We start from the raw sequence: 12,856 nt of genomic DNA on the forward strand, positions 1-12,856 counted from the left end.
ACTATCACCACTGGCTGTTGGGGTAAGCGCGTTGCACAAATTGCAGCTGCGTGAGAATTAAACCGAGGTGCTCAGTGTGGCTTCCTTGTTTGCCACCTAATCGATAAGCAGCTTGCTCAGGTAGGCTGAGAGTGGCTTCTTCAAAGGTTTCGTTCACGGTTTGCAGCCAAGTATCGCGCAGTGTGCGCGGGTCAACGGCAATGCCTGCCTCACTTAACGTAATTTCAATTTCATCGGCATGGAACAATTCGCCAGTAAAGCGCCATAAGCGGTTGATAGATTGCTGCAGTTTCTGCTGGCTCAGTGCGGTGCCATCCCCTAATCGGATCATCCAACCGCGGCTAAAACGCAGGTGGTACAGGGCTTCTTTAAGGGATTTTGCGGCAATGGCGGCGAGCTGTGGGTCACGGCTTTGAGTCAGTGCGCTGTACAGGGGCACATGGTAGGCATCGATAAAAAACTGGCGTACGAGGGTATCGTTGAAGCCATCATTCGGTTGTTCGACAAGCAGTAAATTGCTGAATTCACGCTCATCACGCAGGTAAGCCAGCTTGTCTTCGTTGTAACCTGCGCCTTTGAGTTCTGCGGCATAGCTGAGGAAATTGCGCGCTTGTCCCAGTAAATCTAAGCCGATGTTGGACAGCGCAAGGTCAATTTCGATTTCAGGGGCGTGACCACACCACTCACACAGGCGCTGTGCCAGAATCAGTGGAGTGTCTCCGAGGCGTAAAACATAATGGTGGAGCTGCTGTTTTTCGGTCATTTCAAGCTCCTCACATGTTTTTGATGCCATCAGGGATGGTGTAAAAGGTTGGATGGCGGTAAACCTTGCTGTCCGCGGGGTCAAAAAATTGATCTTTTTCATCAGGTTGAGACGCGACCAAATGGGCGGCTTTGACGACCCAAATGGAGCAACCCTCGCTACGGCGAGTGTAAGCATCGCGAGCATTTTCCAGCGCCATTTGGTCATCGGCGGCGTGCAAACTTCCCACATGGCGGTGGGCTAAACCTTGTTTACTGCGAACAAACACTTCATACAGTGGCCAATCTTGATTGTTCATCGTCTTTTCCTTCTTGGTGGCTAAGCCGCAGATTTAATGGCTTTTTGTTTTTGACTGTGAGCCATTGCGCCTTCGCGCACCCAAGCTCCGTCTTCCCAACCTTTGCGCTTCGCATCAAGGCGTTCTTGGTTGCAGATCCCTTGCCCTTTAATCACTTGGTAGAACTCTTCCCAATCAATCTCACCAAAACGGTAGTGACCCAACGCATCATCCCAGTACAGGTCAGGGTCGGGGATAGTCATACCGAGGGCTTCCACCTGCGGCACGGTGTTATCCACAAATTTCTGGCGCAGCTCGTCATTACTGAAGCGCTTGATTTTCCACGCCATACTTTGGGCGCTATGAGGGGAGTCAGAATCATTCGGACCAAACATCATTAATACTGGCCACCAAAAGCGGTTGATGGAGTCTTGCAGCATGGCTTTTTGCTCGTCGGTGCCTTCAGCCAATGCCATGACAGCTTCATAACCTTGGCGTTGGTGAAAACTCTCCTCTTTGCAAATTTTTACCATCGCACGGGCATAAGGCCCATAAGAGGCACGGCACAGTGCCACTTGGTTGACAATTGCTGCGCCATCAACCAGCCAGCCAATCACACCCACATCCGCCCAATTGAGCGTCGGATAGTTGAAAATGGAGGAGTATTTCATCTTTTCGTCGAGCATCTTTTGGTAGATGTCTTGGCGAGTGCACCCCAAGGTTTCTGCGGCGCTATAGAGGTATAAACCGTGCCCCGCTTCATCTTGAATTTTTGCTAGCAGAACGGCCTTACGGCGTAGGGTTGGAGCGCGAGTGAGCCAATTGGCTTCCGGCAGCATGCCAATCACTTCTGAATGGGCGTGCTGCCCAATCTGGCGAATGAGGTTTTGTCGGTAAGCATCGGGCATCCAATCTTTGGGCTCGATGGCGATGTCAGCTTCGATTTTGGCATCGAAGTGGATTTTATTTTGCTCGTTCATTGTTATCTTCCGTTAAAGTGATTCATAAAAATTAAGTTAATATAAAAATATGAAACACATTTATTTAACATTAATGCTAGGAATAGTTAACAATAAGATCAATGCTGTTTGTAGGGTTTTTGCGATTCACCTCACAAGTAATTAAACTATATTCATATAAATCAACATGATGAAATCATCGTTTTTTGTGTGATTCTTTCCCTAAATACTCAAATTAACTCTACTTGTATTTTATTTGTTAAATTTAGATTGGCATCTATGATTGTTTATGTGATACATATTTAACATCTAAAAATTGTTTATTGTCGTTTTTCTGGAGATGGAACATGCAACATTTAACAAGTTACATTATGGGGAAGTGGGCAACGGGAGCAGGGGAAGGTCGTCCGATTTTTCATGCACTAACCAATGAAGCACTCTATGCAGTGACCTCTGAAGGGCTGCCATTAGCGCAAAGCCTACAATACGGGCGTGATGTCGGTGGCGAGGCGCTAGGGAAATTAACGTTTCAACAGCGTGGAGAGATGCTCAAAGCGGTTGCGAGACATTTACTTGCCCATAAAGAGGCGTTATATGCCATTTCTGCCCAGACAGGCGCCACTAAATCAGACAGTTGGGTAGATATTGAAGGGGGAATCGGCACCCTATTTTCCTACGCGGGTCTGGCAAGCCGTGAGCTGCCGGATGATACTGTGTGGTCAGAAGACGAGATGATCCCGCTATCAAAACAGGGGCAGTTTGTTGCCCGCCATATTTTGACGTCGCGCCGTGGCGTGGCTTTGCACATCAATGCGTTCAACTTTCCGTGCTGGGGTATGCTAGAAAAACTGGCGCCAACGTGGCTAGCGGGAATGCCTGCCATTATCAAACCCGCCACTGCATCCGCGCAACTGACTCACGCGATGGTGAAGTTGATGATGGAGAGCGGGTTAGTTCCCGAAGGGGCGATTCAATTAATTTGTGGCGGCGTTGGGGATATGTTCGACCACTTGGATTTCGAAGATGTGGTGACCTTTACCGGCTCAGCAGGAACTGGACAAAAACTCAAATCTCACCCACGTATTAATCAAAAATCCGTGCCTTTTACCATGGAAGCGGACTCATTAAACTGCGCCATTTTAGGTTTGGATGTTCAGCCGGAACAACCAGAATTTGCGCTGTTTATCAAAGAAGTGGTCAATGAAATGACCATGAAAGCAGGGCAAAAATGTACTTCTATCCGCCGGATTATCGTCCCGAAAACTCAGTTGGAAAATGTGAAAAATGCCCTACTAAAACGCATCTCGAACGTCACGGTGGGCGATCCTGCCGTGGAAGGGGTTCGAATGGGGGCATTGATTAACCTTGAACAACGCCAAGATGTGCAGGATAAAGTGAATTATCTGCTCGCCAATGGCTGTGAACGCCTGTGCGGTGGTAGTTTTACCAATATGCAGGTGGTAGGTGGCGATAGCGAAAAAGGGGCATTTTTCCCACCGACATTGCTGTACTGTGCTGCGCCATTTGTGCATCAAGCGGTACACGAAACTGAAGCGTTTGGTCCCGTGGCAACATTAATGAGTTATGACGGGTTAGAGCAAGCGGTGCAGTTGGCGGCGCTAGGAGGCGGAAGCTTAGTCGGTTCGCTGGTGACTGCCGATAGCCAAGTGGCGCAGACGGTGATCCGCGCAGCGGCACGGGCGCACGGGCGGATGTTTATTTTGGATGAAGCGGCATCGAAAGAGTCCACGGGGCACGGCTCACCTTTGCCAATGTTGGTACATGGTGGACCGGGGCGTGCCGGAGGCGGTGAAGAGCTGGGTGGCTTACGAGCGGTAAAACATTATATGCAGCGCACGGCATTGCAAGGCAGCCCATCCATGTTGACTGCGATTAGTAAGCAGTGGATGCGCGGCGCTGAGGCTATTGCCGATGTGGTGCATCCGTTCCGTAAATATTTCGAAGAGTTAGTGATTGGCGACACGTTATTGACCGCAAGACGCACGGTGACTGAGGCGGATATTGTGAATTTTGCCTGCCTTAGCGGGGATAATTTCTATGTGCATGTGGATAAACTCGGCGCCGAGCAATCGATGTTTGGCGAGCGCATCGCCCACGGCTATTTTGTGGTATCGGCAGCAGCGGGGCTGTTTGTGGATGCGGGAGTCGGGCCTGTTATCGCGAACTATGGGATGGAAAACTTGCGTTTTATCGAGCCAGTCAAAATTGGCGATACCATCCAAGTGCGCTTAACGTGCAAGAAAAAGATCAAAAAAGCCCAGAAAAAAGCCGAAGATAAGCCAAATGGGGTTATCGAGTGGGATGTCCAAGTGTTTAATCAGCACAACGATATCGTGGCGCTGTACAGTATTTTAACGCTGGTGGAGCGTCGCCACGGGGATTTTTGATGCTGTGGTAGAGGGCGAAGTTATCAGAGAGGGCAAAATGCCCTTTCTGTTTTCGTTGGCTGGAAGCAACAGAAATTCATTGCTATAGTTGTATGACTGAGTAATACAATGCGATGGAAGGTGAGTTTATGGCGAGAGTAACAAGTGTGACATTGGGGGAGCACTTCAACCGTTTTATTGGCGATATGATCCAGTCTGGTCGCTATGGCAATACATCAGAAGTGATAAGGGACGCATTGCGTATGATGGAAGAGAGAGAGCAACGGCTTGAATATGTGAGAAAAATGGTATTGGATGGACTGAATTCACCGGAAAGTGAAAGCAGCATGGATGACATTTTTGCCAGAGCGGAAAAGGATTTAAATGTATAAAATTTCTCAAATTGCGGAAGAAGATATTTATCAAATTGCTCGTTACACAATACGGCAGTTCGGTGTTAATCAGGCGAAAAAATATCACAATGAATTAAAAAAAACGTTTGAGTTACTGGTTAGTTCGCCATGGATAGGTAAAGAGTGTCATTGGGTATGTAAAGGGATGAGGCGATTTGAGTTTAAAAAACATTCCATATATTATGCCCCAGACCCCATTTATTTTTATCTCCCGCGTTATTCATCAATCTGTGGATGTCGATGAATTGGATTTTGCTGAGTAAATTTTAACGGGATAAGAGAAGGCAAAAATGCCCTCTCCATTGAAACTATTTTTGAATAAATTGCGCTTGGTTCAGCTGGCTGAGTGCGGTATTCACACTAAAAATTTGCCCGCTCACTTCTGGTACGCCAAAGGATTTGAGTCGCGCACTGTGCATTTCGAGATACGCTTGCGCATCGGCTTGGTTAGCAAATAAGTAAATGCCACCCGCCCGTTGGGTCTGTTGGTTTTCAGTCCAAATCTTCCAAATAAACCCCGGCTCTTGGTTAATGGATTGTGCTAATCCTTCCATTGCCGCCGCCATCTCTTCACCCCATGGGCCTTGGTATGGGAAATCAACCTGTAAAATTACCTGCATTATTGCCTCCTATTGTTGTTGTTTGATTATCATAACCAGTAATTTTTATTTAGGATTGATCAAATTGGGGATTGGGGGAAATGAACTTTGTTTCATTACGTTAATCGAGGCATTTGTCCCATTTTCCTAATGTTGTTCTTTATTATTTGAGTTATGCTGCGTTACATAACCTAAATTTTAAGGATGTCTTATGAGTCAGGATGAACAAACTGAAAATATTCAGCATTGTTTCGCTGAATTTAATGACAACAAATGTGCTGTTTGGAAAGACTTACAGCTGAAACATCAATCTGAAAATGCCAAAGCGCATTGTTATCTCCCTGCAACCAAAGTGGTTCCGGTGATTTTTTTACCTGGCATTATGGGGTCAAACTTACGAAGTAAAACAGATAAAAAATCAATCTGGCGTATTCGCACGAGTAAGCTTGGAATGGCTGCGGATGCACTCGGTTGGCTTTTTACTTCAGGCAATAAACGAAAAAAATTACTCGACCCTGAAACGACAGAAACAGATCCCACTCAAGATGTCGATAAAAATGACAACGAGTCTACTTACTTTGCCAATTCAAGACAGAAAAGAGGATGGGGAAGTGTATTGCAATTTTCGTATGCAGACCCACTCGACAAGTTACAGAAAGAATTGCTAGTTTGGGAACAGTATTACAACAAAGCGAAAGGACAGGGATGCGCGACGGCAGACGAAGCCGAGGCGTATTTTTCTCAAGAATCAACGTTCAAGTTCATTTTAGATAAAACCCTCACGCCAGAGGATACCAACCCCCTTTCATTTCGAGAAGCGGGAAAATACCGTAATTTGCTGCTTCCACTTCATGCTTTTGGTTATAACTGGTTACAAGACAATGCCCAATCCGCGCAAGATCTCGGCAAGTACATTGATGAGGTCTTAAAATTATATAGCCCCAAACGCAATGGCGGGATTGGACATGGGCTCGCTTTTGAAGAAGGGCATGAGAAAGTCATTCTTGTGACCCATTCTATGGGGGGCTTGGTATCCCGTTATGCATCCGAATTATTAGATACGCCCTACAAAGATAAAATTCTGGGCATTGTACATGGGGTGATGCCCGACTTAGGGTCGCCAACCGCCTACAAAATGATGAAAATCGGGGAACATTCGTTTCCGATGGGGTTAGTGCTGGGCATGAGTGCGACTCGTCTTATGTCTGTCTTGGCGCAATCTCCTGCACCGTTACAACTTTTACCCTCTCCGAAATATAACCATGGTCAGCCCTGGATGCGGATTGAAAAAGGCAGTGCGGATGGTGTGACGGATTTACTGTTGCCTCAAAATGGTGACCCATTTGAGGAAATTTACCTTCAGGATGACGTATGGTGGAAAATGTATGAGGCTGATATTTTAGATAAAAAACTGGAAATAATTAATTCTAATTTGAAAAAGTATAAAAAAATAATAAGAGATACGGTTAAATCATTTATTCAAGATATGGACGGTCAATATCATGCGAATACTTACCAATTTTATGGGGCATATTTTGATGAAAATGATCCGAAAGATTCTCGCCGTTCAGATGAAACCGTGACATGGAAATTACGGGATAAAACCTCGTGGTTATGGGTGTTTGACGATAGCCGAGCGACAAACGATTATGGCGAAAAGCGCGAGTATACCTTACTCAAGTCCAGTGATAAGTGGAAGAATACGCCCTCAATGGATTATGAGGGGGGGCGCGGTGACGGTACAGTGCCTAAATATTCTATCAATTTAGATAGAAAAGACCTGTTTAAAGAAATTTTAGAAATGAATGTTGACCATCAGAACGCCTATCAGTTTGCACCCCTAAAAGGGGATGCGGAGTTTGATACGTATGAAAAAACAGGGGATGTCTCACCGGCTATTAAATTTACGTTACGTTCCTTATGCCGGATATTGCAAACGGATGAGGTGAAACCCTAATGAAAAAAGGATTGGTGAGTTTTTTCGGTTTGGTCTTGGTTGTAGCTTTAGCTGCGTGCTCAGTGCCTAATAAAACGTATTCACGTTCGCTTAATGAAAAGGATTCTGCTGTGATTAATACTCTTTTTGATGATGCGCCGACCTACTGTTTAGGTCGCTACACCTTCAATTATCCTAAATCTTTAACACAAAATCTTTCTTCCATTATTAAAATTGATGGTATGACGATTGAAAGTCAATTTATTTACCCCCCTTCGTTTAAGCAGCGCATTGAGCTGCGTGAAGATGCGTTGAAAAAATCTACTGTAAGGCGTGATTCTAATGCGCCATTTTTGAAAGAGACTATTCGATTAGATAATGGGGTTATTTTTGACCATAATATCAATAATGTTAAACCAGATTCATCAAGAGAATTAGAAGCGCATGTTTATATTGATAATGTGGCTTTTATAATTAAAACAGAGGTGGATGATATTTCTAGCTCTAAGTATGAAAAAGAACAATTGGATTATCAAAAGCATAACTGGCCTATCAACGATAAGCCCCAAAAGCTAGCAGCGATGCAATCCTTGATTTCTCGGTTACAGGGGCGACCAAAGAATGAAATTCCGACGGATAAAGGGGTCTGCATTCCTTATGGGTTTATTCGCGATGATGGAAAATCGCACCAAGAAGAAATTTCGATGGTTTTTGAAAACCCTCAATTCTATTGGGCTGTTGATATGGATAATACGATAGAAAGTGAAAAAGAAAGTATGTTGGATAGGGCTGATGAAATTAAATCTGTTCTTTCTCAATATGGGGGTAAAACGTTACGGAAAGGAAACGTTCAATTTAATAACGTGGCAGGTGAAGAGTGGTTAACGTTGGGGCGGGATCCCCGCTATGACAATCAATCCGATAAATTTTATTATTTTCAATATTATGCGAATGAGAAAAATATTGGTTATCTGCATCCATCCGTTAGTATATTGATGCATTCGACCAGTAAGGTTGTCCATTATACGGATGAGCAAATGGTTGAAATTTGGGATCGGGTTTTACAGTCATTTAAACTGCGTCCTAACGCGTATTAAGGTTTTTAATTAACCTCATTAAGATGTAGGAGTGAATGGCATTTTAGTAAATGATGAACTCATTTCCTTATGCTGTTCCGCTTCCCCGCCTCAAATGCTTCCAGCGTCATCAGCCGTGCCTGCTTATGGTCAACAATCGGGGTTGGATAGTTCAGAGAGACTTGGTGAGATTCAGCCCATGTATGGGGTTCGTGAATAAATTTTTCGGGAACATCGCGAAGTTCGGGAAGCCACTCGCGGATAAACGTCCCCTGTGGGTCGAATTTTTTCCCCTGAGTGGTTGGGTTAAAAATACGGAACCAAGGCGAGGCATCAACCCCCGTTGACGCTGACCACTGCCAGCCGCCATTATTTGCCGCCAAAGTGCCATCGATTAACTGGCTCATAAAGTAGTGCTCCCCTTTGCGCCAATCGACCAGCAAATCCTTGACTAAAAAACTTGCCACAATCATCCGTAGCCGGTTATGCATCCAGCCCGTTTGGTTGAGCTGGCGCATGGCGGCATCCACTATCGGGTAGCCTGTTTGTCCATTTTTCCATGCGGTAAATCCGGTGTCATCGGGGTTCCATTGAATGTGTTGCGTCCATTCAATAAATGGCTGGTGGCGACAAAGGCGCGGAAAAGCGACCAATAGATGGCTGTAAAATTCTCGCCAAATTAATTCATTCAGCCAGCTAAAACCGCCACTTTCTTGGGAGTCAAAAACCTGCGGGTTCTCTGCCAATAAGCGATTCACACATTGGCGAGGCGAAAGCACTCCAAGGGTTAAATAGGGGGATAATTGGCTAGTACCATCAATGGCGGGAATATCTCGGTCGCGTTGGTAATCTTGTACGCGCTCGCTGCAAAATTGGCGTAACTTCGCTAATGCAGCTTGCTCTCCGGCAATAAATTGCGGTGAAATTTCAACAGGCTGGTGAGCAAAAAGTGGAGGTGTATTTTCAACGGTTAATGCGGCTCCCCGTGGTTTGGGAGCAGGAAACGAGCGAAAATCACTCATCAGCAATTGACTCAAAAAGGCGCGGCGAAACGGGGTATAGACTTGGTACATATCCCCTTTTTGCGTCGTCACTGAACCCGGCGGAAGTAATAGCGCATCATCATAGGTGAAAACATTCAGATGTTGCGCCTGCTGGCGTAACTGTTCATCCCGCAAGCGCTCATTTAACTCGTACTGGTGATTGAAATATAACCCTGTGGCATTTTGCTGTTGGGCAAAATCTAGCAACCATTTAACGGAATCCGCAAAGGTCGCTGTGGTATGGCAAATCAGGGGAATACCTCGTTTCGCTAAAGCGTGTTGTAGCTCCACTAGGTTTTGATGCAGGAAGGCAATTTGCCTTGGTGAGGTATGGTGAGCTGCCCACTGTTCCGGCGTCGCAATATAGACGCCAATCACAGTGGCAGTAGGATCCTCACACGCGAAGGTAAGCGCTTTATTATCGGTGACTCGTAGATCGTTGCGAAACCAAACTAAGTGACAAGCCGACATCGCTTTCCTCGCTGTTTTTTAAGGATTAATCTAATTTTGGATGCTGATTTATCAGCGATTGACGCTGTTTTTCCAGCTCGGCAATTTGTTGTTCGATATCTTCAACTTTCTGTTCGATATTGTCAAAATGCTCACTCAAAATTTCTTTTGCTTCTGCTTTATCTGAGGCCGCCGGTGTTGCACCACGTAGTGGTTTATTGGCCGTTTCTGGCATTCTAATACCGGTATACAGACCAATTAATGCAATGACTATCAGATAATATGCAGGCATATACAAGTCATTAGTCGCTTCAACTAACCATGCTGCCGCCGTTGGTGTTGCACCCGCAATTAATACCGAAATATTAAAGGCGATGGCTAATGCACTATAACGAATATGGGTAGGGAAAATAGCCGGTAAAATCGATGCCATCACCCCTGTAAAGCAGTTGAGTAATACTGCAAGAATCAACAATCCGACAAAAATTAAGCCAACAGAGCCGCTATTAATCATCATAAATGCGGGGTAAGCCAATACAATTAACCCCACACTGCCCATGATAACGAAAGGTCGGCGACCAATTTTGTCACTGGCTAAACCAATGATCGGCTGAACAAATAGCATACCAATCATAATGGCGATAATAATTAACACACCGTGGTCGGTCGAGTAGTTCAAATTATGGGACAAATAGCTCGGCATATAGGTCAGCAGCATATAGTACGTCACGTTAGTGGCGATAACTAAGCCGACACAAATCATCAAGCTTTTCCAATATTTAGATGCAACTTCTCGGAAAGAGACTTTCGGTGGATTTTGGATATTGGCTTTGTCTTGCTGCTCTAAGCTTTCAATATGTTGCTGGAATGCAGGGGTTTCTTCCAATGAATGACGTAAATAGAGACCGATAATACCCAGCGGTAAGGCTAAGAAGAACGGGATTCTCCATCCCCAATCGTGGAAGTTAGCTTCACCCACAAGGCTTGAAATCAGCACGACGACACCCGCACCCATCACAAAACCTGCGATAGAACCGAAGTCTAACCAACTGCCCATAAAGCCACGCTTACGGTCAGGGGAATATTCAGCAACAAAGATGGCTGCACCGGAATATTCACCACCCACGGAGAAACCTTGAGCCAGTTTAGCGAGCAGTAATAAGATAGGCGCCCAAATACCAATTCTCTCGTATGATGGGATCAGGCCAATACAGAAGGTACTGATTGCCATAATAATAATGGTCATGGACAACACTTTTTGTCGGCCGTATTTATCCCCGAGAATACCGAAGACAACACCCCCAAGGGGTCTAACCAAGAAAGGCACGGAGAAGGTGGCCAACGCCGCAATCATCTGAACGCTCGGTGATGCGCCCGGAAAGAATACTTGACCCAGTACATAGGCTAAGAAGCCGTAAACACCGAAGTCGAACCATTCCATCGCATTACCCAGCGAAGCCGCTGTGATTGCTTTTTTCAATTTTCCATCATCAATAATTGTAATGTCGTTGATATTTAATGGTTTTTCTTTTTTCTTTCTGATCTTCATGGAACCATCCTCTTATTTGAATTTTAAGATGTGGGTTTCCCGATCCGATTTGCTCGGACAATCTGCAAATAATGAAAATTAGTATGGATAATTAAATGCAGTATCTAAACTAATTGAATGGAAATTTATTGATTAATAAGCTTGTTGAATAAGCTATATCAAGTTTTTATAACGAAGTGTATTGATAGGGAAATACTGATTTATTGTGTTTTTAAAATAAAGCAAAAATATCACCTTTAGATAGTCAAATATGATTCAATAATACAATAATATCGACAAAATGTAAAATGTGGTGGTTTGTGTTGATTGTTTTTTATTAATTGGTGGGTTATACCATGGGGGTAAACTAATACAGATAAGGGAAATGCAATGAATGAGGCAATAAAAATTTCATCTATTCATATCTACCATCCTGAAAATATTAGGAATAACCAATATTATTTTGATAAGTATCCAAATGTCAAAAATTTACCGGAATTATTGAATGATTTTGGGCAGAGGCAGCGATATATCACGAGCCAGCCTGATGAAAATGCGTTGACGATGTCGATTAATGCATTAGCCCCAATGAGTGATAAGGATATCGATGTTTTGATATTTGCCTCAACGACGATGGAATATTTGTCACCACTTAATGCCCTATATTTACATCATCATTTAGCCTTAAAAAATGAGTGTGTATGTATTGATATTAACGGTAATTGCCTCGGAATGTTAATGGCGTTAGAGCAGGCTGCAATCATACTGCAGATGAAAAAAACAGCTAAAAAAGCCCTTGTTGTTGCCTCGGATCATCTTTCAAATCTATGTAATCAAAATGAGCTATTCCCATCGGTTCTCTTTGGGGATGCAGCAGTTGCTATGACATTAGAAAAAGTACAAAACGGGACAAGCTCTGGTTTGATGGATAGCTTTTATTATACGGATTCGAATTTTTGCCGGGAGACCCGTTTTCCTAAGCATGGTTTTTCACAGAGCCAAAATATGCAAGATGAGAAAATTTACTGGGGTAAATTTACAACAAAAGAGTGTTTACCTCATGCTATTTATCACATTGACAAATTATTAAAAAATAATGGGTTAACTATTGATGATATAAGTTGTTTTTTCTTTTCTCAGGTAATGAAAAGCAATATTTCAGAATTGGCAGAAGCATTAAATATTCCTAATAAAAAAATAGAATATATTGCGGATGAATATGGTTATACAGGGGCAACCAGCCCATTTATTGCTTATTATTGCCGCCAGAAAAAGAATTTACTCCGTGATGAAGATATTGTCTTATTTTGGACGTTAGGTGCAGGTTATCAATTCGGAATCGTTCTTTGGAAAATATAAAGAGATTTATGATTTTCAATGCGCGTAAAATAAACGGGATTTTGCTGGGTTGTTCATAACTGAAAC

General features: G+C 44.0%; 7 protein-coding genes and 5 pseudogenes. 6 read left to right on the forward strand and 6 right to left on the reverse strand.

Translation table 11 applies throughout. The features are described 5' to 3' along the window. Position 1 precedes the first annotated feature (1 nt). The 3 genes and pseudogenes from paaC to paaA all read right to left on the reverse strand — a co-directional run bounded on the left by paaC (position 2) and on the right by paaA (position 2,020). Positions 2 to 763: pseudogene (paaC, locus tag GKR74_RS01480) on the reverse strand (1,2-phenylacetyl-CoA epoxidase subunit PaaC). A 13-nt stretch (positions 764 to 776) separates the two neighbouring features. Continuing rightward, positions 777 to 1,061, reverse strand: a pseudogene (gene paaB, locus GKR74_RS01485) (1,2-phenylacetyl-CoA epoxidase subunit PaaB); the annotation flags it as partial. Positions 1,062 to 1,081: 20 nt separating this feature from the next. Then, a complete protein-coding gene (gene paaA / locus GKR74_RS01490; protein ID WP_154602230.1) occupies positions 1,082 to 2,020 on the reverse strand; it encodes a 1,2-phenylacetyl-CoA epoxidase subunit PaaA in 939 nt (312 codons plus the stop codon). A 326-nt stretch (positions 2,021 to 2,346) separates the two neighbouring features. Here paaA and paaZ point away from each other — a divergent pair. From paaZ to GKR74_RS01505, 3 genes and pseudogenes are all read left to right on the forward strand, one after another. After that, positions 2,347 to 4,404 (forward strand): annotated as a pseudogene (paaZ, locus tag GKR74_RS01495) (phenylacetic acid degradation bifunctional protein PaaZ); the annotation flags it as partial. A 131-nt stretch (positions 4,405 to 4,535) separates the two neighbouring features. Continuing rightward, on the forward strand, positions 4,536 to 4,778 hold the full coding sequence (locus tag GKR74_RS01500; protein WP_006663118.1) for a type II toxin-antitoxin system ParD family antitoxin: 243 nt from the start codon (positions 4,536 to 4,538) through the stop codon (positions 4,776 to 4,778). After that, a pseudogene (locus GKR74_RS01505) lies at positions 4,771 to 5,062 on the forward strand (type II toxin-antitoxin system RelE/ParE family toxin). Before GKR74_RS01500 ends, GKR74_RS01505 begins: the two are co-directional and overlap by 8 nt. Positions 5,063 to 5,107: 45 nt before the next feature. Here GKR74_RS01505 and GKR74_RS01510 read toward each other — a convergent pair. Further along, complete coding sequence (locus tag GKR74_RS01510) at positions 5,108 to 5,419, reverse strand: monooxygenase (protein ID WP_154602233.1); 312 nt, start codon at positions 5,417 to 5,419, stop codon at positions 5,108 to 5,110. A gap of 190 nt (positions 5,420 to 5,609) precedes the next feature. Between GKR74_RS01510 and GKR74_RS01515 the strand changes: the two genes are divergently transcribed. Beyond that, positions 5,610 to 7,355 (forward strand): lipase family alpha/beta hydrolase, encoded by a 1,746-nt coding sequence (locus tag GKR74_RS01515; protein ID WP_154602234.1) that lies wholly within the window; start codon positions 5,610 to 5,612, stop codon positions 7,353 to 7,355. Beyond that, complete coding sequence (locus GKR74_RS01520; RefSeq protein ID WP_154602235.1) at positions 7,355 to 8,431, forward strand: T6SS immunity protein Tli4 family protein; 1,077 nt, start codon at positions 7,355 to 7,357, stop codon at positions 8,429 to 8,431. The genes GKR74_RS01515 and GKR74_RS01520 overlap by 1 nt, the downstream gene beginning before the upstream one ends. A gap of 5 nt (positions 8,432 to 8,436) precedes the next feature. Here the strand turns inward: GKR74_RS01520 and phrB are convergent. Both phrB and proP read right to left on the reverse strand, forming a co-directional pair. Further along, a pseudogene (gene phrB / locus GKR74_RS01525) lies at positions 8,437 to 9,924 on the reverse strand (deoxyribodipyrimidine photo-lyase). Between the two features lie 25 nt (positions 9,925 to 9,949). Beyond that, positions 9,950 to 11,452 (reverse strand): glycine betaine/L-proline transporter ProP, encoded by a 1,503-nt coding sequence (gene proP / locus GKR74_RS01530; RefSeq protein WP_154602237.1) that lies wholly within the window; start codon positions 11,450 to 11,452, stop codon positions 9,950 to 9,952. Between the two features lie 369 nt (positions 11,453 to 11,821). Between proP and GKR74_RS01535 the strand changes: the two genes are divergently transcribed. Further along, a complete protein-coding gene (locus tag GKR74_RS01535; protein ID WP_154602238.1) occupies positions 11,822 to 12,790 on the forward strand; it encodes a 3-oxoacyl-ACP synthase III family protein in 969 nt (322 codons plus the stop codon). Positions 12,791 to 12,856 lie beyond the last annotated feature (66 nt).

This window comes from Providencia sp. wls1914, from assembly GCF_009706645.1.
Lineage (GTDB): Bacteria > Pseudomonadota > Gammaproteobacteria > Enterobacterales > Enterobacteriaceae > Providencia > Providencia zhijiangensis.

Coding starts and splice junctions, on each gene's coding strand:
- GKR74_RS01535 (WP_154602238.1), top strand. CDS start 11,822: ATGAATGAGGCAATAAAAATTTCATCTATTCATATCTACCATCCTGAA.
- GKR74_RS01520 (WP_154602235.1), top strand. CDS start 7,355: ATGAAAAAAGGATTGGTGAGTTTTTTCGGTTTGGTCTTGGTTGTAGCT.
- GKR74_RS01500 (WP_006663118.1), top strand. CDS start 4,536: ATGGCGAGAGTAACAAGTGTGACATTGGGGGAGCACTTCAACCGTTTT.
- GKR74_RS01515 (WP_154602234.1), top strand. CDS start 5,610: ATGAGTCAGGATGAACAAACTGAAAATATTCAGCATTGTTTCGCTGAA.
- paaA (WP_154602230.1), bottom strand. CDS start 2,020: ATGAACGAGCAAAATAAAATCCACTTCGATGCCAAAATCGAAGCTGAC.
- proP (WP_154602237.1), bottom strand. CDS start 11,452: ATGAAGATCAGAAAGAAAAAAGAAAAACCATTAAATATCAACGACATT.
- GKR74_RS01510 (WP_154602233.1), bottom strand. CDS start 5,419: ATGCAGGTAATTTTACAGGTTGATTTCCCATACCAAGGCCCATGGGGT.